Genomic DNA, 19,649 nt, shown 5'->3' with positions numbered 1-19,649 from the left:
GGTGGTGATAGCAGCTGTCAGGGTAGTTTTACCGTGGTCAACGTGGCCGATAGTACCAACGTTGACGTGCGGTTTGGAACGTTCAAATTTTTCTTTAGACACGGATATATTCCTTACTATTGTGCTCTCCCCTCAAGGAGAGAGCACGGGATCATTGTGTTAAAACCTAGGCTTATTTACCACGAGCTTCGATTACAGCCTGGGCAACGTTGCTTGGCGCGTCATCATACTTCAGGAATTCCATGGAGTAAGATGCACGGCCTTTGGTCAGTGAACGCAGCTGAGTCGCATAACCGAACATTTCGGAAAGCGGAACTTCAGCATGAATCACAACGCCAGTAGCGTTAGATTCTTGGCCTTTCAGCATACCACGACGACGGCTAAGGTCACCGATCACGTCACCGGTGTTCTCTTCTGGAGTTTCTACTTCAACCTTCATGATCGGCTCAAGCAGAACTGGTTTCGCTTTCTTAAAGCCATCTTTGAAGGCGATAGAAGCGGCCAGTTTAAACGCCAGCTCAGAGGAGTCAACGTCATGGTAAGAACCGAAGTGCAGACGCACACCGAGATCTACCACTGGGTAACCCGCCAACGGACCTGCTTTCAGCTGCTCCTGGATGCCTTTGTCAATCGCACCGATGAATTCACCAGGAATTACACCGCCTTTGATTTCGTTGACAAACTCGTAGCCTTTCGGATTCGAGCCTGGCTCCAACGGATACATGTCGATCACAACGTGACCGTACTGACCACGACCACCAGACTGCTTGGCGTGCTTACCTTCAACGTCGGTAACTTTGGCGCGAATCGCTTCACGGTAAGCTACCTGCGGCTTACCAACGTTAGCTTCAACGTTGAATTCGCGACGCATACGGTCAACCAGGATATCCAGGTGAAGTTCACCCATACCTGCGATGATTGTCTGACCAGATTCTTCATCAGTCCAAACGCGGAATGATGGGTCTTCTTTAGCCAGACGGCCCAGAGCCAGACCCATTTTTTCTTGGTCAGCTTTGGTTTTTGGTTCTACAGCAACGGAGATTACCGGCTCTGGGAATTCCATACGCTCAAGAATGATCACGTTGTTCGGATCACACAGGGTATCACCCGTAGTCACGTCTTTCAGACCGATCGCTGCAGCGATATCGCCTGCACGAACTTCTTTAATTTCTTCACGCTTGTTAGCATGCATCTGAACGATACGGCCCAGACGTTCACGCTGAGATTTCACTGGGTTAAATACAGTGTCACCTGAATTGACGAGACCGGAGTAAACACGGAAGAACGTCAAGTTACCCACGAATGGGTCAGTAGCGATTTTGAACGCCAGAGCAGAGAACGGCTCAGAGTCGTCAGAATGGCGAACTGCTGGAGTGTCTTTACCGTCATCCAACATACCGTTGATAGCTTCAACGTCAGTTGGTGCTGGCAGATACTCAACAACAGCATCCAGCATTGCCTGTACGCCTTTGTTTTTAAACGCAGAACCACAGGTAACCAGGATAACTTCATTGTTCAGAACGCGCTTACGCAGAGAAGCTTTGATCTCTTCTTCGGTCAGCTCTTCGCCACCAAAGAATTTCTCCATCAGCTCATCAGAACCTTCAGCAGCGGCCTCAACCAATTTCTGGTGCCATTCTTCAGCCAGTTCTTGCATATCAGCCGGGATCTCTTCGTATTCGAAGGTCACGCCCTGATCGGCTTCGTTCCAGTTGATTGCTTTCATCTTCACGAGGTCAACAATACCGGTGAATTTCTCTTCTGCGCCGATAGCCAGCTGCAGAGGGACCGGAGTTGCATTCAGACGTGATTCAAGCTGACCAACAACTTTCAGGAAGTTAGCACCCATACGGTCCATTTTGTTAACGAACGCGATACGAGGAACTTTATATTTGTTAGCTTGACGCCATACGGTTTCAGACTGTGGCTGAACGCCGCCAACAGCACAGTAAACCATTACTGCGCCATCAAGAACACGCATAGAACGTTCAACTTCGATGGTGAAGTCAACGTGTCCTGGGGTGTCAATGATGTTGATGTGGTGTGGTTCGAACTGCTTAGCCATACCAGACCAGAAACAGGTAGTCGCAGCGGACGTGATGGTAATACCACGTTCCTGCTCCTGCTCCATCCAGTCCATGGTAGCTGCGCCGTCATGAACTTCACCGATTTTGTGGTTTACACCGGTGTAGAACAGAACACGTTCGGTAGTCGTCGTTTTACCGGCGTCGATGTGCGCACTGATACCAATGTTACGGTAGCGCTCAATGGGTGTTTTACGAGCCATTTGATTCCTCTATTACTAGGGCGTTCAAGTTCAGTTAATCCAAACGGGCAACTGTTGCCAGCGCCCGCTTGTTTAGCATATACCCGCAATATTTCAAATCGCAGATGCGTTAGCTGTTTCGCTCACCCCGGTCAATTACCGAAGTAAATTCCCGGGGATCTTTCAATTGCTCGCTTTCTGCAATCGAAATCTTGGGGTATCTACAACTGGTAATTACCAGCGGTAGTGGGCGAACGCCTTGTTGGCTTCGGCCATACGGTGAACGTCTTCACGTTTCTTAACAGCAGTACCTTTGTTGTCTGCTGCATCAGAAAGTTCGTTCGCCAGGCGCAGAGCCATGGATTTATCACCGCGTTTACGAGCAGCTTCAACGATCCAACGCATTGCCAAGGCATTACGACGAACCGGACGTACTTCAACTGGAACCTGATAAGTAGAACCACCTACGCGGCGGGACTTAACTTCCACGGTCGGACGGACGTTGTCCAGAGCGACTTCGAAAGCTTCCAGGCTGTCTTTACCGCTACGTTGAGCCAGGGTCTCAAGTGCGTTGTAGACGATTGCTTCTGCAGTAGATTTTTTACCATCTACCATCAGGATATTTACGAATTTCGCCAGAAGTTCGGACCCGAACTTAGGATCTGGCAGGATTTTACGTTGACCAATGACGCGACGACGTGGCATGGAAATACTCCGTTGTTAATTCAGGATTGTCCAAAACTCTATGAGTTTATTTTGACAGTAATGTGAAAATGTTTGGCCTTACTTAACGGAGAACCATTAAGACTTCGGCTTTTTAACGCCGTATTTAGAACGAGATTGCTTACGGTCTTTAACGCCTGAACAGTCCAGTGCGCCGCGGACGGTGTGGTAACGCACACCTGGCAAGTCTTTTACACGACCGCCACGGATCAGGATCACGGAGTGTTCCTGCAGGTTATGACCTTCACCGCCGATGTAGGAGGTAACTTCAAAACCGTTAGTCAAACGAACGCGGCATACTTTACGCAATGCGGAGTTCGGTTTTTTTGGAGTGGTGGTGTACACACGGGTACAAACGCCACGTTTCTGCGGGCAAGCTTCCAGCGCTGGAACGTTGCTTTTAGCAACCTTCGTAGAGCGTGGTTTGCGTACCAGCTGATTAATTGTTGCCATTAAAAAGCTCCTGGGATTTGTTTCGTAAACTGCTTTGTAAACACGTGATAAATCGACCCACAATCGGCAGATGCCAATATGGGACGCAGAATTTTATTGCTGACCTGTGAAAGTGTCAAGAAATATACAGCATTTCGCGAAATCACCACGCAACGTGCTGAGTGTGCTTCTCGGTTAAATCAACGAATCCAGTATAGTCGATTGGCGTCACTTTGTGTGAAATTTGACCAACCAAACCTCTAGCCTGCAGATCCTCGCTGAGCACATAAACCGAGCAACTCAGAACAGATATATGGGACTGTGCCAGACTATTTTCAAGTGCCGCCGTGACTCCATCCTGCATTAACAGCAAGGCGTCAGAAGGGCTTATCAAGCGGATAAGTGCTGCAAGATCACACTGTTGAGGAGAATGGGCCAAGGTAAAAAGCATCTTCTATCTCTGATTAAAATGTGAGTATTACCTGATAATTTGACAGTTTCTGGCGAAGAAGTTCAGGCGAAAGTGTCTCGACGTCGAGCACCCAATCGTCGAATTCAGCCAGTCCTCGATCACTCGCGGAAGCCTTACAGAGAAAACACTTTTCCACGTCATAAAGCGGTAAAACACCGTAAGTCGCAATATAATTACGCGCTAAAATTTTTTCTGGCTGCTGGCCGGGTAAAAGCTGTAAAACGCCATCCGCCACAAAAAACACGCCGATATTTTCGGATAATGCCGACGTAGCGAGCAGCGCATCTAACCCTTCCCGGCCCGCCGAAGTCCCGTGCGGTCCCTGTGAAAAAACAAAAGCCACTTTTTTTGCTTCGATTTCTGCCTTCATAATTCTGTCCGTTGCGACCGGTTAAAACTGTACCAGACGATCGCTGCGAAGCGTGGCTTCCGCCAAGCTACCTAATCCGGTTAACGAGAAGCCGGCCTGTAGATTTGCGTTGATGTCATCGCGGTTAGCGGCTTCATCTTGGTCAATAATGCCTCGTCGCAGAGCCGCGGCTACGCAAACGTTCAGTTCAACCTGATGAGACATCGCCAGCCGTTGCCAGGCGCGCACCAGATCAAACTCGTCCGACGCCGGTGAGCTAAGCTGGTTGCCATTAAGCACCCCTTCACGATAGAAGAAAACGCTTTCAAGTTTATGACCGCGAGCAAGCAGCGCCAACGCAAACTGATAGGCAGCGCTGGCCTGCTGGGTGCCGTAGGGCGCTCCGGTGACCAAAATACTGTATCGCAGAGTCAACCTTAGTTCCCCAACGGCTCGCCGCTTTTGAACTGGCGGATATAGAGATAAACCGTATGTTTGGAGATATTCAGACGATCGGCAACCTGGTTAATCGCATCTTTGATATCAAAAATACCTTTCTCATACAGGTTAAGCACCACCTGACGGTTTTTGGCATTATTGGTCACGTTGCGATCGGCATTCACTTCTTCAATCGTAAACTCAAGCGTCTGTGCGACGAGGTCATCGACGGAAGAAGCAAAGTTAACCGAGGGAGAAACGTCCTGCGTTTCAGGCGGCATAAAGGTTTGCATGATCTGCGAGAAAGGCACGTCGAGATTCATGTTAATGCACAGCAACCCAATGACCCGCTGGTCATGATTTCGAATAGCAATGGTTACTGACTTCATCAGCACGCCGCTTTTCGCACGGGTAAAATAGGCTTTAGACACGTTGCTGTCTGCACCTGTCATATCGTGCAGCATGCGCAGCGCTAGGTCGGTGATTGGCGAGCCTATCTTACGCCCGGTATGTTCCCCATTGGCGATACGAATAGCCGAGCATTTAAGATCTTCCAAAGAATGCAGAACTATTTCACAGTGTTGGCCAATCAGCATAGCCAAACCGTCCACCACTGCCTCATAGGAAGCAAGAATTTCATGGTCGGTTGCACTAAAAGGACGTTGGTCCAGCAAATCCAGATCACCGGTTTCGCCATTTAGAAGCGAATTAGACATTGAAGCTACCACCCTCTACATCGGGACCTTACCCATTATCTGGAGTAAGACTCACCGTTCAATCAGTTTTGGCAGGGTATCACTGTAGCAAAACAGCAGTGAAAATAGGTCCCTACGAGTTTTCAAGTTACTGACGTTAAGCTTGAGAGATAAAGTCGTCAAGTTATCATCATAGAGTAACCCCAGTAAAAATGGGGAAGAAGTGATTAAAAAGCTGACTACAAAAAAAAACCGCCGCATAAGCGACGGTTTTCTCGAACAAAAATCAGTAATATTTATTCTGATTTTGCAGCTGCAGCAGGTGAAGCTGGCTGAGTTGCATCTTTCGCGTCAGCTTTTGGTGCTGGTTTAATATCCAGCAGCTCTACTTCAAATACCAGAGTAGAGTTAGCAGGGATACCTGGGACACCGCTTGCGCCATAAGCTTGGGCAGGTGGGATCACCAGTTTGATTTTACCGCCTTTCTTGATGTGCTTGAGGCCTTCGGTCCAGCCAGGGATAACACCGTCAAGGCGGAATGACAGTGGCTCGCCGCGCTTGTAAGAGTCATCAAACACCGTACCGTCTGGCAGTGAACCTTTGTAGTTAACGACTACGGTGTCGCTGTCTTTAGGTGCTGCGCCGGTGCCTGGTTTTTCAACCAGATACAGCAGGCCAGTGTCAGTTTTCTTCACGCCTTTTTCTTTAGCGAAATCTGCACGGAATTTCTCACCGGCAGCTTCGTTAGCTTTTGCATCCGCTTCCATTTTCTGTTGAGCAGAAGCTTTTACCTTAGCTTCAAAGGTTTGCAGCGTTTTTTCAATGTCTGCATCAGACAATTTGCTCTTATTCGCAAAGGCATCCTGAACACCGGCGATCAGCTGGTCTTTATCCAGTTTGATGCCCAATTTTTCTTGTTCTTTCAGCGAGTTATCCATATAACGACCGAGTGAAGCACCGAGTGCATAGGCAGCCTGCTCATCGTCGTTCTTAAACTGTGCATTCGTGGTAGCTGGTGCTGTAGCCGCTGGTGCAGCCGCAGTAGAATCAGTCGCTTTTGCAGCATCAGCTGCCATGGCCTGAGTGGCACCCAGGGCAAGAGCCATCGTTGTAGCTAACAGCGTTACTTTAAACAGTGATTTCATCCATTTCTCCAAGACTTGAGGCTCTTACCTCAAGTAACAATTACGAAAGTTCGCCGGTTAATATAACTGTCCGTGTCAATGCATGACAATCGCTATACTACTCGAACGCGCCTAAATACGACCTTTTTTGCTTCAATAAGTTTCCGAAGTCGTCAGAAAATAGGTAACTCTGAGTTTTTTCCGAATATTGCGGGTAGAATATGGCCCAAAATCTGTCACTCTGATAGACAATCCTTACCAGGCGGCATTAAAGGCTCAAATTATGGAACAAAATCCCTTCGAACAGCGGATTGAAGCGCTGGAAAGTAAACTGGCTTTTCAGGAAGTGACTATCGAGGAGTTGAATCAGATAGTGACCTCGCACCAGCTCGAAATGAGCCGGTTACACGATCACCTGCGTATGCTAACCGACAGACTGCGCGCCTCTCAGCCTTCAATGATTGCCGATGCGTCAGAAGAAACGCCCCCTCCGCATTATTAATAATTCTGAATCAAAACTCATCAGTGCAGCTCAAAATTTATTGATGAGCACACGCAGAGCAATAAAAAAGGCGGCCATTTAGCCGCCTTTTTTATTTCCTAACCGGAAACACTGCCGATTAGTGGCTGCAACCGCAGCCGCCGGTACCGCAACCGCCCTGACCGTGGTCATGGCCGTGATCGTGGTCATGGTCGTGACCGTGCTCACCGTGAACGTGGCCGTGAGCCAGTTCTTCTTCCGTTGCTTCGCGGATAGCCACAACTTCAACGTTGAAGTTAAGGTTCTGACCGGCCAGCATGTGGTTACCGTCAACCACTACGTGGTCACCGTCAACTTCTGTGATTTCGACTGGAACGGGACCCTGATCGGTGTCAGCCAGGAAACGCATGCCAACTTCCAGCTCGTCAACGCCCATGAAGACGTCTTTAGGTACACGCTGAACCAGGTTCTCGTCGTAGTTACCGTAAGCTTCGTTAGCACCTACGTGCACGTCAAAACGATCGCCAACCGCATGGCCTTCCAGCGCGCTTTCCAGACCGGAAATCAGCGAGCCGTGACCGTGCAGGTAGTCCAGTGGTGCGCTCACCGGTGATTCATCAACCAGCACGCCATCTTCTGTACGAACCTGATACGCAACGCTGACAACCACGTCTTTAGATACTTTCATGATAACTCCTACCGTTGAAAACTATAATTTCGTCAAATACTGGATTTTGGCGAAGATTGTAGCGGAAAACCGCGCCTCTGTACCCCTAAGCATAAAAAAAGGCGCAGCATAACGCTACTCTGGATGAAAGATCCCAATCACCTGCTCTTCGGCGCGAACGTGTTTGGTGACCTGCTCATCGGTCTGACGTTTGTGGTGGCCACACTTAGCGCATTCCACAACTTCGACCTGATCTTCCTGCCATAACATCAGTGTATCCAGTGCCTTACACTCAGGGCATACCGCACCGGCGATAAAACGTTTACGGGTTGTAGCCATTTCCTGCCTCTCATGAATTTCAGCCGCGAGGCGTTATTTATCGCTTCGCCGTACGAAATCCTTTACAAAAAATATTCGGAAACTTCTGTCATCTGACGCGCCGAGACACTATTCGTCATCGTCCCAGCCGTCGAGCTGCCGTCTTTCGTTGTGCATTTCACTCTGGAAGATATCCTCCAGCTCGCGTCGTGCCTCTTTAACACGAGAAATCTGCGCCACGTCGCCCTGTACCTGCGGCACCAGCTCACGCAGCATACGCATGTCAAGACGACGAAAATGCTGCTGGGCGCGATAGGCGCTGTGTGGATGCATACCCAGCGTAATCAGCGCCTTTTTCCCCAATTCCAGCGCGCTGGAAAACGTTTCACGCGAGAAGTTCTGCACACCAGCCTGAAGCAACTCATGCGCTTCTACGCGACCGCGTGCTCGAGCCAATATGTTGAGGTGCGGAAAGTGTTCCTGACACAGCCGCACAATTTCCATAGTGTCTTCTGGTTCATTACAGGTGATCACTATCGATTTCGCCTTTTCTGCCCCAGAGGCGCGCAGCAGCTCAAGCTTGGTCGCGTCGCCGTAATACACCTGATAACCGTAGCTGCGCATCAGACCCACGGCGCTGATATCGCGCTCCAGCACCGTAATACGCATTTTGTTGGCCATCAGCAAACGGCCAATAACCTGGCCAAAACGCCCAAAGCCAACCACGATCACCTGCGGTTCGTTGTCTTCAACAAAATGCTTCTCGTCACTCTCTTCCTGAGCGTTATAACGACGGATCAAAATTCTGTCGACCCATTTCAGCAGCAGCGGCGTAGTCATCATCGAAAGTGTGACCACCACCAGCAGCAGCGCCAGTTGGGACTGTGAGATAACCTTCATCGCACCGGCGGCCGAGAACAGCACAAAGGCAAACTCGCCGCCCTGACTCAGTACGGCGGCAAACTGCAAACGTACCGAGGTACGTAGACCAAATACGCGGGCAAACAGGTAAAGCACGCAGCCTTTAACCATCACCAGCATCACGACACCGGCCAGTACTATCAGTATTTGGCTGTAAAGCACGCCGAGATTTAGCGCCATCCCCACTGAGATAAAGAACAGCCCGAGCAATAGTCCCTTAAATGGCTCGATAGCGATTTCCAGTTCGTGCTGATATTCGCTTTCGGCCAATAATATTCCGGCGATGAACGTCCCAAGCGCCATCGAGAAGCCCAGCTCCTGCATAAACAGGGCCGCACCTAATACGGTGAGCAGCGCCGCCGCGGTAAACACTTCGCGTACGCCGGAGGCAACAATAAGGCGAAAGATCGGCCGCAGAAGGTAGCGCCCACCGACCAGCATGCCGACAAACGCCAGCACTTTCATGCCGATCATCGACCAATCGTTCCCGCCCGAGGAGGTGCCCGCCAGAACCGGTACCAGCGCCAACGCGGGAATAACTGCGATATCCTGAAACAGCAATACCGCAAAGCCAAGCTGACCACCTTCGTTGCGAGTCATGCCTTTATCCTGCATTAACTGCATCGCCATTGCGGTGGACGACATCGCCAACCCAATACCGCCGATTACCGCCGCCTGCCAGGCAAAATGAGTCAGGTAAAGCAGCCCGCCCAGCACAAGCGCAGTGAGAATAACCTGTCCCGCACCAACGCCAAATATTTGACGACGCAGCTGCCAGAGCTTACCGGGATTAAGTTCCAATCCAATGATAAACATCAGGAACACGACACCCAGCTCCGAAAAGTGCAAAATTTCGTCTACGTCGCGAATAAAGCCTAGCCCCCAGGGACCAATGGCTATACCGGCCAGCAGGTAGCCGAGTACCGCGCCAATTCCTAGACGCTGTGCAATCGGCACCGCCACAACAGCGGCAAATAAAAACATCAATATTGCGGTGGGTAAATTCGAACTGTCGATAGTTAAACTCCTCCGTGTGGCATGGGAGACTGTAGCCATTCACCGTAGGCCTGTGCGTGGCTGGCCAACACTTCTGGCTGCTGACGTCGCGCCCAGTAGATGATAATCGGCGTCATCCAGTGCATATGGCACATGGCGGCGGTCAGTTCGAACGGTCGCATAATTTCACTCATCTTGTAGCGATTGTATCCTCCCGGTCGATAAGCACCTTCCGGTTCGCCAGTTGTGACTACCGAACGCCAATATTTTCCGCTCAGCGCCGTGCCACCCGCACCGCTGGCAAAACCGCGGGCCAGCACACGATCCATCCACTCCTTGAGCAGCGCTGGACAGCTGTAAGTGTATAAAGGGTGTTGAAAAACAATCACTTTATGTTCACGAAGCAGCTCCTGCTCGCGATGAATATCAATAAAAAAATCAGGATAATGCGCATAAAGATCGTGGACAGTGACGTTATCCAATTGCCTGGCCCTGTCGAGCAGTAGGCGATTAGCAACAGAATCGGGTGATTCAGGGTGAGCATAAAGCAGCAAAACCTTGGGTGGCTGCGACATCAATACCTCCAAAGCGTCGTCAGGGTGCAATTTTTCAGCTACCATGCTCCGCAAATACTAAATGGGACGTTCGAAACGTCTTATTTACCTTAATATCGTGACAGTCCAATTTAACATACCCTAATTAAACGGCGCTTTATGATAGTTTTCTCATCGTTACAAATCAGGCGTGGCACCAATGTGCTGCTTGACAATGCATCTGCCACTATCAATCCGGGCCAAAAAGTCGGGTTAGTAGGTAAAAACGGCTGCGGTAAATCGACCCTGATTTCACTGCTGAAAAACGAAATGAGCGCCGACGCGGGCAACCTGACGTTTCCGTCCAACTGGGCACTGGCCTGGGTTAATCAGGAAACGCCAGCACTCGACGTGCCCGCCATAGAGTATGTTATCGACGGTGACCGAGAATTTCGTCAGCTAGAATCCGAATTACAGGCCGCCAACGAACGCGACGACGGTCATGCGATTGCCACGTTGCACGGCAAACTCGATGCAATTCAGGCTTGGACCATTCCGGCCCGTGCCGCCAGCCTGCTCAGCGGACTCGGCTTTAGCCAGAGTCAGCTGCAAAATCCGGTGAAGTCTTTCTCCGGCGGCTGGCGTATGCGCCTCAACCTGGCACAGGCGTTAATCTGTCGGTCTGACCTGCTGCTGCTCGACGAACCCACCAACCACCTGGATCTCGATGCAGTGATTTGGCTCGAGAAGTGGCTGAAAAGCTATAACGGTACGCTGGTGCTGATTTCCCACGACCGCGACTTCCTTGACCCGATTGTCGATAAAATTCTGCATATCGAACAGCAGACGATGAATGAATACACCGGCAACTATTCGTCGTTTGAACGCCAACGCGCCACCAAACTGGCTCAGCAGCAGTCTCTGTTTGAACATCAGCAGGAGAAGGTTTCACACCTGCAAAGCTACATTAATCGCTTTCGCGCGCAGGCAACGAAGGCCAAACAGGCGCAGAGCCGCATCAAAATGCTCGAGCGTATGGAGCTGATTGCTCCAGCACACGTCGATAATCCTTTTCAGTTTAGTTTCAGGTCACCAGAAAGTCTGCCCGACCCGCTGCTGCGCATGGAAAAAGTCAGCGCGGGCTATGGCGATAACGTCATCCTTGATTCTATCAAGCTGAATTTAGTACCCGGCTCGCGCATCGGACTGCTTGGGCGCAACGGCGCGGGTAAATCGACGCTGATTAAACTGCTGGCCGGTACCATGCCGCCGCTGTCGGGCGATATTGGCCTGGCAAAAGGCGTTAAGCTGGGGTACTTCGCCCAGCATCAGCTGGAGTTTTTACGCGCAGAAGACTCACCGCTACAGCATTTGGTGCGTCTGGCAGAAAAACAGACTGAACAGCAGCTGCGCGATTACCTCGGCGGTTTCGGCTTCAACGGCGACAAGGTTACTGAAAAAACCGAGCGTTTCTCGGGCGGTGAAAAAGCCCGTCTGGTGTTGGCACTTATAGTCTGGCAGCGACCCAACCTGCTGTTACTCGATGAACCGACCAACCACCTTGACCTCGACATGCGCCAGGCCTTAACCGAAGCGCTAATGGACTTTGAAGGCGCCATGGTGGTGGTTTCGCACGACCGTCACCTTCTGCGCTCCACCACTGATGACTTGTATTTGGTGCACGCCGGTAAAGTTGAACAATTCGACGGCGACCTTGACGACTATCAGCAGTGGTTAGTTGATATTCAACGCCAGGAAACACAGCAGGACGCGCCGGAGAAAGATGCGGGCGTCAACAGTGCACAGTCGCGTAAAGATCAGAAACGCCGCGAAGCCGATTTCCGCAACCAGACCCAGCCGCTGCGCAAGCAGATAACCACCTGGGAAAAGCAGATGGAAAAACTCAGCGCTGCGCTGGCCACCGTTGAAGAGAAGCTGGCGGACTCGGCTATCTACGACATCAGCCGCAAGGCCGATCTCACTGCCTGTTTGCAGCAGCAGATTAAGGTCAAGGGCGAGCTGGAAGAAGTGGAGATGAACTGGCTAGACGCTCAGGAACAACTTGAGCAATTGGCGCAAGAGTTCAATGCCTGAACATAGAATAACGGCACAAGTGCCGGTGGCGCGCAACTGCGCCACCGGACCTCGCGGAGTGCCTTACGCCTGAAAGTAAGGTTTGTCCCCAAGAATGGTTGCACGGTGCATAATCCGCCGCTGCGGCAAATAGTCCGCATTGGCGTAGTGCTGCGTCACGCGATTATCCCACAGCGCAATATCGTTCTCCTGCCAACGCCAGCGCACCTGAAACTCCGGTTTAGTGATGTGACGGAATAGAAAATCAAGCAGCGTTGCGCTCTCTTTCTCCGCCAAGTCAACAATGCGCGTGGTGAATCCCTCATTAACAAACAGCGCCTGCTTACCCGAAACTGGATGCGTACGAATAACCGGATGCAGCACGGGCGGATTCTTCTCCTTGGCCTTCAGCCACTGTTGATGCTCCTCAGGCGTTTTACGGTATTTATACTCCTGGAAAGACTTGGTGAAGTCATGCTCGGCCTGCAAACCGGCCAGCAGTTGTTTAAACGGTACCGACAGCGCCTCATAGGCCGCAATACCGCTGGTCCACAGCGTATCACCGCCCGTAGAAGGCAGCCGCTTTGCTGCCAGAATCGCACCCAGCGGCGGGGTTTCAATAAAGGTGACATCGGTGTGCCAGTTGTCGTTGTCCGGCGGATTGTTGTCGTCCGTGTCGAGAATGATAATTTCCCGCGCCTCCGGTGTTTGCGGATAAACCGGATGAATATGCAGGTCGCCAAAGCGCGCCGCCAGTGCACGCTGCTCAACCGGCGTTACCGGCTGGTTGCGGGCAAACAGCACCTGATGTTTCAGCAACGCATGATACAGCTGTTCAAACTGCGCATCGGATAGCGGACGGTTCAGTGACACATCCTCCACCAGTGCGCCGATGTAAGGCCCCAGCGGGGTAATTTTCAGACGTTCATTCATTGTTGTTCTCCGTGCCAAGGGGTTAATTTGCGCTGTAGGTAACGCAGGCCCAATTCGAGCGCACAGGCAATCAGCGCGATAACGCTAATGCCGGCGATAACCACGTCAGTTGCCAGAAACTCACCGGCCGACTGCACCATAAATCCTAATCCACGGGTGGCGGCGATAAGCTCCGCGGCCACCAGCGTTGACCAGCCGACGCCCAATCCAATGCGTACGCCGGTTAAAATCTCAGGTAATGCACCCGGCAAGATGACATACCACAGCACCTGCCAGCGGCTTGCGCCTAACGCCTGCGCGGCACGAACGCGCACCTTTGAGGCGCTGCGTACGCCCGCCAGCGCCGACATCGCCACCGGCGCGAAAATCGCCAGGTAAATCAGCAGAATTTTTGATGTTTCACCGATCCCGAACCAAATCACCATCAGCGGCAGATAGGCCAGTGGAGGGACCGGACGATATAACTCAATAAGTGGGTCCAAAATGCCGCGCAGGGTTTCGTTTAACCCCATAGCAATCCCCACCGGCACGCCGATCATCACCGCGGCCAGCAGCGCAATCACAATCCGCGCCAGACTGGCCTCAAGGTGCTGCCACAGCGTGGCGTCCATAAAACCCTGCGGACTGGCGATAGTGATGAGCTGATGCAGCACCTGCTGCGGTGCCGGCAGAAACAACGGCGGAATGAGCTTCAACGCCGTCACCGCCCACCAGATAAACAGCAGCGTTGCCAGCGTGGCAATGCTAAGACGGACGTTGCGCGGTAGCGACCAGCTTCTTACTGGCGGCGTGCTGCGCGCGATCGTTTTAATCACCGGTTCTGCGCTCATAGCTGACCTCCTCGCTGCTGGAATACCTGACTTAGCACGTACTCGCGCTGGCGGATGAACTCAGGGTCAGACTTAATGCTGCGGCAGGACTCACCGTCGGCATAGCGTTTACCAAACTCCAGCGAAATGCGTTCCAGCACTCTGCCCGGGCCTGGCGACAGCAGCAACAGCTCGCTGGCAAGAAAAATCGCCTCTTCAATGTCGTGCGTTATCAGGAAAATCTGCTTGCCGGTGTCGCGCCAGATGTTCAACAGCAGTTCCTGCATCTGCTCGCGGGTGAACGCATCCAGCGCACCAAAAGGCTCATCGAGCAGCAGCAGACGCGGGTCGGCCGCCAGCGCACGAGCGATCCCCACTCGTTGGCGCATACCGCCCGAAAGCTGCCACAGCTTATGCCGCTCATAGCCGGCAAGTCCTACTTTAGAGAGCATCCGCTCCGCCGTTTGCCGACGCTGACGTTTCTCAACGCCCGCCAGTTGAAGACCAAACTCAACGTTGCTCTGCACATCACGCCACGGCAGCAGGCCTTCGTGTTGAAAAACTACGCCACGTTCAGCACTCGGCCCTGTGACCCGCGAACCATCGAGTGTAATCGACCCGCCGCTGGGCGAGGTAAATCCGGCAATAAGATTGAGCAGCGTGGTCTTCCCGCATCCTGACGGACCGAGAACCACCACTAACTGCCCAGCGTCTATTTGCAGCGAAACGTCGTGCAATACAGGATTTCCCTGAAACTGCGCAGAAAGTTGAGAGACCTGAAGCATGCCATTCTCCTTACGACTGCGGACTGGCCTGCACGGCCTTAACAAATTTGTTGGTCACGTAGCTGCTGTAGTCAGAATCTACCTGATCGACCTTTCCCTGCTCTTTCAGGAAACTGGCGGTATCTTTAATTGCTTTATCAACCGGTTGCCCCAACTGCGTAACCTGCTCGTCAACCGGCAGATAGCGGTTGCCTTTCACCAGCCCAGCAATTTGCTCATCCGGCACGCCGCTCAGACGCGACAAAGTATTAAGGTTTGAGGCATCTTTCAGCCACTGGTCAGGATTTTGCAAATAGGCTTTTTGCGCGGCCAATGCGCTGCGGGCAAAGGCAGTGACGACTTCAGGGTGTGCCTGAGCAAAATCTTTACGCACTACCCATACGTCAAGCGTTGGTGAACCCCACTTGCCGACTTGGGAAGAGTCGGTCAACACGTTGCCGGTTTTTTCCAGCTCGTTCACCGCCGGTGCCCAAACGTAGGCACCGTCGATATCACCGCGCGCCCAGGCGGCGGCAATGGCCGGGGGTTGCAGGTTGATGATAGTGACTTTTTTAGGGTCGATGCCCCAATGCTTGAGGGCCGAGAGCAGGCTGTAATGGGTGGTCGAAATGAACGGCACGGCGATGCGTTTGCCAATCAGGTCCTGCGGGCTGTTGATGCTTTTCTTGACCACTAATGCCTCAGAACTGCCCAGCTCAGAGGCCAATAAAAAAGCTTCGATAGGCAGCTTCTGGCTGGCGGCAACGGCTAACGGGCTTGAGCCGATATTACCAATCTGCACGTCTCCCGAGGCCAGCGCACGCAGCACGCTGGAGCCACTGTCGAATTTGCGCCAGTCCACTTTGGCACCCGACTCTTTGGCAAAAGTGTTTTCGGCCTGTGCCACTTTGGCCGGTTCGGCAGATGTTTGATAAGCCACAGTGACCTCTACTGCATGCGCGCTGAGTGCGGTCAGTGACAGCAGCAGGGCTGCGCCACGAAATATTGAACGATTTACCATCGGTGAGTGCTCCACAAAAGTGATGAATTATTTTTCTTGGGATGAGTAGAGCGTTTGTAGCTGAGCGCAGACCGCATTAAAAGTAATAATAAATTACTGTTAATATCAAAATGGAATATAAGGTATTTTACAGATGACGTAACACCGCTCCGGCGAGGGCAAGTCACGAGGGAATAAAACAAAACGGCCATCCCGTTGGATGGCCGCCATTATCATTTATTCTTACTAAATCAACATCAACGCCAAATTAGCAGCACGCAGGCGGCGGTTAACAGTCCCATCGCGACGTTGAAAGTGTACCAAGCACGACGGCTGCTCAGCAGGCGACCGATGACCGTACCAAACCCCAGCCAGATAATCCCTGATACCAGGTTGACGATAAACACGCCGAGACTGATTGCCGCGACCGAGTGATTGTACTGCGCACCGGCAAGACTAAAGCTGGCAACCGCACCCAGCCCCATAAGCCAGGCTTTTGGATTAAGAAACTGCAACAGCCACCCTTGATACAGCCGGATGGGCTTCGCCTGCGCGGCGTCAGTTTCCAGCGTTTCATAGGCAGACGTAGCGATTTTCCACGCCAGCCACAGCAGATAAAGACTGCCGAGCACTTTAAGAATGGTGTGCAGTGCCGGGTAAATCAAAATTAACCCACCCACGCCGAACGCCACCAGCAACACGATGCTTTGCATACCCAGCATGATGCCAATCATCAGCCACAGTGAGCGCATAAAACCGAAATTCGCCCCCGAGGTAGTCAACAACATATTATTTGGGCCCGGCGTAATCGCGGCAACCCATAAAAACCCCAGCATCGAAAGAAATAAACTAAGTTCCATTTAACAGGTGCTCCCCACCCCCAACAATTGTGCAATTAGCAGTGAAGCTATCAGTGTGGTATTGGTAGTACAAGCTTCCTTCACGAGATTTTTTTCGCAAAATGGCTGAAAATTTTCATCCCCTGCGCGGCGCCAGCAATCCGCATTTGCAGACGCTTTTACCCCGCTTGGTCAGAAGACACGTAAAGCTCAAACCAGTCTGGCAGAGACTCGAATTGCCAGACGGTGATTTTTTGGATTTGGCTTGGAGCGAAAACCCCAAATTTGCCCAACATAAACCGCGCATGGTGCTGTTTCACGGCCTCGAAGGCAGTTTCACCAGCCCTTATGCGCACGGACTTTTGCAGGCCTGGAAAGAAGAAGGCGGCCTGGGCGTCGTCATGCATTTTCGCGGTTGCAGCGGTGAACCTAATCGGCTGCGGAGAATTTATCACTCCGGAGAGACCAGCGACGCCCGCTTCTTTCTCGCCTGGCTGAGCGAAACTTATGGCGATGTACCCACTGCGGCGGTCGGTTTCTCACTCGGCGGTAACATGCTGGCCTGCTATCTCGGGCAGGAAGGGGCAGACTGTCGGCTCACGGCGGCGGTGATAGTCTCGGCACCGCTGATGCTCGAACCCTGCGCCAATCGCCTTGAGCAGGGCTCTTCGCGGATTTATCAGCACTACCTGCTGGATCAGCTTAAAGCTAATGCGCGGCGTAAACTGATTAAATATCCCGGCACGCTGCCGGTAACGTTGGGACAACTTAAGTCGATGCGGCGTATTCGCGAGTTCGACGAGGCCATTACCTCCAGAGCCCACGGATTTCAAAACGCGTTAGACTATTATCGTCGCTGTAGCGGCATGCCGCTGCTGCCGAGAGTTAAAGTGCCGCTGCTGATCATTCACGCCAAAGACGATCCTTTTATGACCGAGGCGGTTATCCCAAACGCACAAGACCTACCGCCTGAGGTAGAATATCAGTTGACCGAACATGGGGGTCACGTCGGTTTCGTTGCCGGCAGTTGGCTGAATCCGGTAATGTGGCTTGAGCAGCGAATTCCTGAGTGGCTCGCCCCGCGACTGATGCCCGAATCAACGATTGAGAAAAGAAAATAACAGATGATCATTCCCTGGAAAGAATTGCCAACGGAAACGCTGGACAGCGTCATTGAAGGTTTTGTACTGCGCGAAGGTACCGACTATGGCGAGCAGGAACGCACGCTGGAGCAGAAAGTAGAAGATGTTCGCCGCCAGCTTAAAAGCGGCGACGTGGTTTTAGTGTGGTCAGAGCTGCATGAAACGCTGAACATCATGCCGCGTGGGCAGTTTCGCGCCGGTGAAGAAGAAATCGAAAGACCGGACTATTAGTCTTCCGTCTCTCTATACAAAAACGCTGCACTAGAAAGCACTGCTGCGCCACGGCCGACGCTTAAATAGGTCGCTGCCTGCGCGCTCGGCCAAGCTGTTGGCTGCGCGCTGCGAGCGCTGTAGCACCTTGCGTTCATCAACTCGGGTGAGTTTCCCCTGACGCAGTACCGCTTCGCCATCGACAAAAACGTCTGTCACCTCATGCCCTAACGCCGAGTAGACCAGTGATGAAACGGGGTGATGCACCGGGGTCATCGCCGGATGATGGGTACCCACCACCGCGATATCGGCCTTTTTGCCGACCTCAATCGAACCAATAAGAGTGTCGAGGCCTATCGCGCGCGCGCCGTCAATGGTCGCCATCTCGAGCACTTTTTCCGCCGTCATGATAGTCGGGTCACGATGCACACCCTTTTGCAGCAGTGCCGCCATTTTCATCGCCTGAAACAGGCTGTGATTATTGCTGCTCGCCGGTCCGTCAGACCCCAGGCCAACGGTAATGCCCGCGGCCAACATTTCAGGAATAGGCGCCACGCCGGAGGCCAAATACATATTACTGCACGGATTATGAGAAACGCGGACATCGTGATGCTTAAGCGCGCGAATATCACGGCGGCTGCACTGCACGCAGTGAACCGCCAAAACGTCCGGCCCCAGAAAGCCGATTTCACTGAGAAACTCGGTATCAGTGCACTGAAAACGCAGCTGCGACTGGGAGATTTCAAAATCCGTTTCTGCGACGTGCGTGGTGATTAAAGCGCCGGTTTCATCGGCCAGCTCGCGGGTGCCGCGCAGCACTTTCTCGTCGAGCGCCCAAATCATGCTCGGTGCAATGCCCACTTTTACCCGGCTTTCCGGGCGATTGTAGCGATAAATCAGCGCACGTGCGTCGGCAAGGGCTGCTTCGGGCGTTTCAATCAGGCGGGCGGGAATGCCATGTTCTTCACCGGTGGTCAAAAAGCCGCGGCAAACGTGCCCGCGGATCCCCGTGAGCTTAAAGGCCTCGACCACCTTGGCGGTTAATCCGGGACGCGGATGGGCATACATAAAATCAACCAGCGAGGTCACGCCGGAGCGTAGCGACTCCACGCAGCCGTGCATCGCCGCCGCCAAAACGTCTTCTTCGGTCAACTCCACGGCGCTAGGTCCAGTCATGCAAGTGAACCATTTTTTTAACACCATATCGTCCCCTAACCCTTTCAGCAGAGTTTGGAACAGGTGCGTATGCGTATTTACCATGCCGGGAATAATGATGGCATCGCGGCAGTCGATAACCTCGCACTGCGGATTTTTCGCCTCAAGCTGTTGGCGCGTGCCGATGGCGGTAATAAATTCGCCCTCAATCAAAATACTGGCTTCTTCCAGCACGTCGCGCTGCGGGTTCATCGTTATCACCCAACCGTCTGCCAAAATATATCCCATCGACGCTTTCCTCTTTCGAAC

23 protein-coding genes are annotated in these 19,649 nt (G+C 52.3%); 4 read left to right on the top strand and 19 right to left on the bottom strand.

The genetic code is table 11. The features are described 5' to 3' along the window. The 9 genes from BS639_RS07510 to fkpA form a co-directional block, all read right to left on the bottom strand. On the bottom strand, nucleotides 1–102 hold a 102-nt coding region (locus BS639_RS07510; RefSeq protein WP_232799363.1), incomplete at its 3' end, for a GTP-binding protein. Between the two features lie 70 nt (nucleotides 103–172). Further along, complete coding sequence (gene fusA / locus BS639_RS07500) at nucleotides 173–2,287, bottom strand: elongation factor G (RefSeq protein WP_055776266.1); 2,115 nt, start codon at nucleotides 2,285–2,287, stop codon at nucleotides 173–175. A 213-nt stretch (nucleotides 2,288–2,500) separates the two neighbouring features. Then, nucleotides 2,501–2,971 (bottom strand): 30S ribosomal protein S7, encoded by a 471-nt coding sequence (rpsG, locus tag BS639_RS07495; protein ID WP_009638962.1) that lies wholly within the window; start codon nucleotides 2,969–2,971, stop codon nucleotides 2,501–2,503. A gap of 96 nt (nucleotides 2,972–3,067) precedes the next feature. Then, nucleotides 3,068–3,442: a 30S ribosomal protein S12 gene (rpsL, locus tag BS639_RS07490; protein ID WP_013573668.1), complete on the bottom strand. Its 375-nt coding sequence runs from the start codon at nucleotides 3,440–3,442 to the stop codon at nucleotides 3,068–3,070. Nucleotides 3,443–3,584: 142 nt separating this feature from the next. Further along, the gene (gene tusB / locus BS639_RS07485) at nucleotides 3,585–3,872 is read right to left on the bottom strand and encodes a sulfurtransferase complex subunit TusB (protein WP_055776263.1); all 288 of its coding nucleotides are present in this window, start codon (nucleotides 3,870–3,872) and stop codon (nucleotides 3,585–3,587) included. A 13-nt stretch (nucleotides 3,873–3,885) separates the two neighbouring features. Continuing rightward, on the bottom strand, nucleotides 3,886–4,263 hold the full coding sequence (tusC, locus tag BS639_RS07480) for a sulfurtransferase complex subunit TusC (RefSeq protein WP_084982714.1): 378 nt from the start codon (nucleotides 4,261–4,263) through the stop codon (nucleotides 3,886–3,888). Nucleotides 4,264–4,284: 21 nt separating this feature from the next. Continuing rightward, the gene (gene tusD / locus BS639_RS07475) at nucleotides 4,285–4,677 is read right to left on the bottom strand and encodes a sulfurtransferase complex subunit TusD (RefSeq protein WP_055776257.1); all 393 of its coding nucleotides are present in this window, start codon (nucleotides 4,675–4,677) and stop codon (nucleotides 4,285–4,287) included. A 2-nt stretch (nucleotides 4,678–4,679) separates the two neighbouring features. Next, a complete protein-coding gene (locus tag BS639_RS07470) occupies nucleotides 4,680–5,396 on the bottom strand; it encodes a helix-turn-helix transcriptional regulator (protein WP_055776254.1) in 717 nt (238 codons plus the stop codon). Between the two features lie 275 nt (nucleotides 5,397–5,671). Then, the gene (fkpA, locus tag BS639_RS07465; RefSeq protein ID WP_055776251.1) at nucleotides 5,672–6,520 is read right to left on the bottom strand and encodes an FKBP-type peptidyl-prolyl cis-trans isomerase; all 849 of its coding nucleotides are present in this window, start codon (nucleotides 6,518–6,520) and stop codon (nucleotides 5,672–5,674) included. A gap of 262 nt (nucleotides 6,521–6,782) precedes the next feature. Here fkpA and BS639_RS07460 point away from each other — a divergent pair, with 262 nt between their 5' ends. Continuing rightward, nucleotides 6,783–7,001, top strand: a complete 219-nt coding sequence (locus BS639_RS07460; RefSeq protein WP_055776248.1) for a protein SlyX — start codon at nucleotides 6,783–6,785, stop codon at nucleotides 6,999–7,001. A 118-nt stretch (nucleotides 7,002–7,119) separates the two neighbouring features. Here BS639_RS07460 and slyD read toward each other — a convergent pair whose 3' ends face one another. The 4 genes from slyD to kefG all read right to left on the bottom strand — a co-directional run bounded on the left by slyD (nucleotide 7,120) and on the right by kefG (nucleotide 10,457). Beyond that, nucleotides 7,120–7,668 carry a peptidylprolyl isomerase gene (slyD, locus tag BS639_RS07455; protein WP_055776239.1) on the bottom strand — a complete coding sequence of 183 codons (549 nt, stop codon included), beginning with the start codon at nucleotides 7,666–7,668 and terminating at the stop codon, nucleotides 7,120–7,122. Nucleotides 7,669–7,782: 114 nt separating this feature from the next. Then, nucleotides 7,783–7,986: a YheV family putative zinc ribbon protein gene (locus tag BS639_RS07450; protein WP_055776236.1), complete on the bottom strand. Its 204-nt coding sequence runs from the start codon at nucleotides 7,984–7,986 to the stop codon at nucleotides 7,783–7,785. Nucleotides 7,987–8,094: 108 nt separating this feature from the next. Further along, entirely contained in the window at nucleotides 8,095–9,942 is a 1,848-nt protein-coding gene (gene kefB, locus BS639_RS07445) for a glutathione-regulated potassium-efflux system protein KefB (RefSeq protein ID WP_228779685.1), read from the bottom strand. Next, nucleotides 9,906–10,457, bottom strand: a complete 552-nt coding sequence (gene kefG / locus BS639_RS07440; protein ID WP_055776323.1) for a glutathione-regulated potassium-efflux system ancillary protein KefG — start codon at nucleotides 10,455–10,457, stop codon at nucleotides 9,906–9,908. Before kefG ends, kefB begins: the two co-directional genes overlap by 37 nt. A 138-nt stretch (nucleotides 10,458–10,595) precedes the next feature. Here kefG and BS639_RS07435 point away from each other — a divergent pair, with 138 nt between their 5' ends. After that, entirely contained in the window at nucleotides 10,596–12,509 is a 1,914-nt protein-coding gene (locus BS639_RS07435; RefSeq protein WP_084982713.1) for an ABC transporter ATP-binding protein, read from the top strand. A gap of 63 nt (nucleotides 12,510–12,572) precedes the next feature. Here BS639_RS07435 and tauD read toward each other — a convergent pair whose 3' ends face one another. The 5 genes from tauD to BS639_RS07410 all read right to left on the bottom strand — a co-directional run bounded on the left by tauD (nucleotide 12,573) and on the right by BS639_RS07410 (nucleotide 16,854). Next, a complete protein-coding gene (tauD, locus tag BS639_RS07430; protein WP_084982712.1) occupies nucleotides 12,573–13,421 on the bottom strand; it encodes a taurine dioxygenase in 849 nt (282 codons plus the stop codon). Further along, on the bottom strand, nucleotides 13,418–14,251 hold the full coding sequence (tauC, locus tag BS639_RS07425) for a taurine ABC transporter permease TauC (protein ID WP_084982711.1): 834 nt from the start codon (nucleotides 14,249–14,251) through the stop codon (nucleotides 13,418–13,420). The genes tauD and tauC overlap by 4 nt, the downstream gene beginning before the upstream one ends. Then, a complete protein-coding gene (gene tauB, locus BS639_RS07420; protein ID WP_084982710.1) occupies nucleotides 14,248–15,015 on the bottom strand; it encodes a taurine ABC transporter ATP-binding subunit in 768 nt (255 codons plus the stop codon). The genes tauC and tauB overlap by 4 nt, the downstream gene beginning before the upstream one ends. A gap of 10 nt (nucleotides 15,016–15,025) precedes the next feature. Further along, the gene (gene tauA, locus BS639_RS07415) at nucleotides 15,026–16,015 is read right to left on the bottom strand and encodes a taurine ABC transporter substrate-binding protein (protein ID WP_055776220.1); all 990 of its coding nucleotides are present in this window, start codon (nucleotides 16,013–16,015) and stop codon (nucleotides 15,026–15,028) included. A gap of 236 nt (nucleotides 16,016–16,251) precedes the next feature. Next, nucleotides 16,252–16,854 carry a LysE family translocator gene (locus BS639_RS07410; RefSeq protein WP_055776217.1) on the bottom strand — a complete coding sequence of 201 codons (603 nt, stop codon included), beginning with the start codon at nucleotides 16,852–16,854 and terminating at the stop codon, nucleotides 16,252–16,254. Between the two features lie 101 nt (nucleotides 16,855–16,955). On the opposite strand from BS639_RS07410, the gene BS639_RS07405 reads away from it, so the two are divergent. After that, entirely contained in the window at nucleotides 16,956–17,954 is a 999-nt protein-coding gene (locus tag BS639_RS07405) for a hydrolase (protein WP_055776212.1), read from the top strand. 3 nt (nucleotides 17,955–17,957) lie between these two features. Further along, nucleotides 17,958–18,206, top strand: coding sequence for a YheU family protein (locus BS639_RS07400; protein WP_055776207.1), 249 nt, complete (start codon nucleotides 17,958–17,960; stop codon nucleotides 18,204–18,206). A gap of 30 nt (nucleotides 18,207–18,236) precedes the next feature. On the opposite strand, the gene BS639_RS07395 is transcribed toward BS639_RS07400, so the two are convergent. Further along, entirely contained in the window at nucleotides 18,237–19,628 is a 1,392-nt protein-coding gene (locus BS639_RS07395; RefSeq protein ID WP_084982709.1) for an amidohydrolase family protein, read from the bottom strand. Between the last annotated feature and the right edge of the window lie 21 nt (nucleotides 19,629–19,649).

The organism is Rouxiella silvae (assembly GCF_002093625.1).
GTDB classification, from domain to species: domain Bacteria; phylum Pseudomonadota; class Gammaproteobacteria; order Enterobacterales; family Enterobacteriaceae; genus Rouxiella; species Rouxiella silvae.
Note: the sequence above shows the minus strand (reverse complement) of the source record. Positions and strands in the feature narration are given on the sequence as shown.

Coding starts and splice junctions, on each gene's coding strand:
- BS639_RS07435 (WP_084982713.1), top strand. CDS start 10,596: ATGATAGTTTTCTCATCGTTACAAATCAGGCGTGGCACCAATGTGCTG.
- BS639_RS07400 (WP_055776207.1), top strand. CDS start 17,958: ATGATCATTCCCTGGAAAGAATTGCCAACGGAAACGCTGGACAGCGTC.
- tusB (WP_055776263.1), bottom strand. CDS start 3,872: ATGCTTTTTACCTTGGCCCATTCTCCTCAACAGTGTGATCTTGCAGCA.
- rpsL (WP_013573668.1), bottom strand. CDS start 3,442: ATGGCAACAATTAATCAGCTGGTACGCAAACCACGCTCTACGAAGGTT.
- tauD (WP_084982712.1), bottom strand. CDS start 13,421: ATGAATGAACGTCTGAAAATTACCCCGCTGGGGCCTTACATCGGCGCA.
- kefG (WP_055776323.1), bottom strand. CDS start 10,457: ATGTCGCAGCCACCCAAGGTTTTGCTGCTTTATGCTCACCCTGAATCA.
- BS639_RS07410 (WP_055776217.1), bottom strand. CDS start 16,854: ATGGAACTTAGTTTATTTCTTTCGATGCTGGGGTTTTTATGGGTTGCC.
- BS639_RS07405 (WP_055776212.1), top strand. CDS start 16,956: ATGGCTGAAAATTTTCATCCCCTGCGCGGCGCCAGCAATCCGCATTTG.
- slyD (WP_055776239.1), bottom strand. CDS start 7,668: ATGAAAGTATCTAAAGACGTGGTTGTCAGCGTTGCGTATCAGGTTCGT.
- BS639_RS07460 (WP_055776248.1), top strand. CDS start 6,783: ATGGAACAAAATCCCTTCGAACAGCGGATTGAAGCGCTGGAAAGTAAA.
- BS639_RS07470 (WP_055776254.1), bottom strand. CDS start 5,396: ATGTCTAATTCGCTTCTAAATGGCGAAACCGGTGATCTGGATTTGCTG.
- BS639_RS07450 (WP_055776236.1), bottom strand. CDS start 7,986: ATGGCTACAACCCGTAAACGTTTTATCGCCGGTGCGGTATGCCCTGAG.
- tauC (WP_084982711.1), bottom strand. CDS start 14,251: ATGAGCGCAGAACCGGTGATTAAAACGATCGCGCGCAGCACGCCGCCA.
- tauB (WP_084982710.1), bottom strand. CDS start 15,015: ATGCTTCAGGTCTCTCAACTTTCTGCGCAGTTTCAGGGAAATCCTGTA.
- tauA (WP_055776220.1), bottom strand. CDS start 16,015: ATGGTAAATCGTTCAATATTTCGTGGCGCAGCCCTGCTGCTGTCACTG.
- kefB (WP_228779685.1), bottom strand. CDS start 9,942: ATGGCTACAGTCTCCCATGCCACACGGAGGAGTTTAACTATCGACAGT.
- fkpA (WP_055776251.1), bottom strand. CDS start 6,520: ATGAAATCACTGTTTAAAGTAACGCTGTTAGCTACAACGATGGCTCTT.
- fusA (WP_055776266.1), bottom strand. CDS start 2,287: ATGGCTCGTAAAACACCCATTGAGCGCTACCGTAACATTGGTATCAGT.
- tusC (WP_084982714.1), bottom strand. CDS start 4,263: ATGAAGGCAGAAATCGAAGCAAAAAAAGTGGCTTTTGTTTTTTCACAG.
- BS639_RS07395 (WP_084982709.1), bottom strand. CDS start 19,628: ATGGGATATATTTTGGCAGACGGTTGGGTGATAACGATGAACCCGCAG.
- rpsG (WP_009638962.1), bottom strand. CDS start 2,971: ATGCCACGTCGTCGCGTCATTGGTCAACGTAAAATCCTGCCAGATCCT.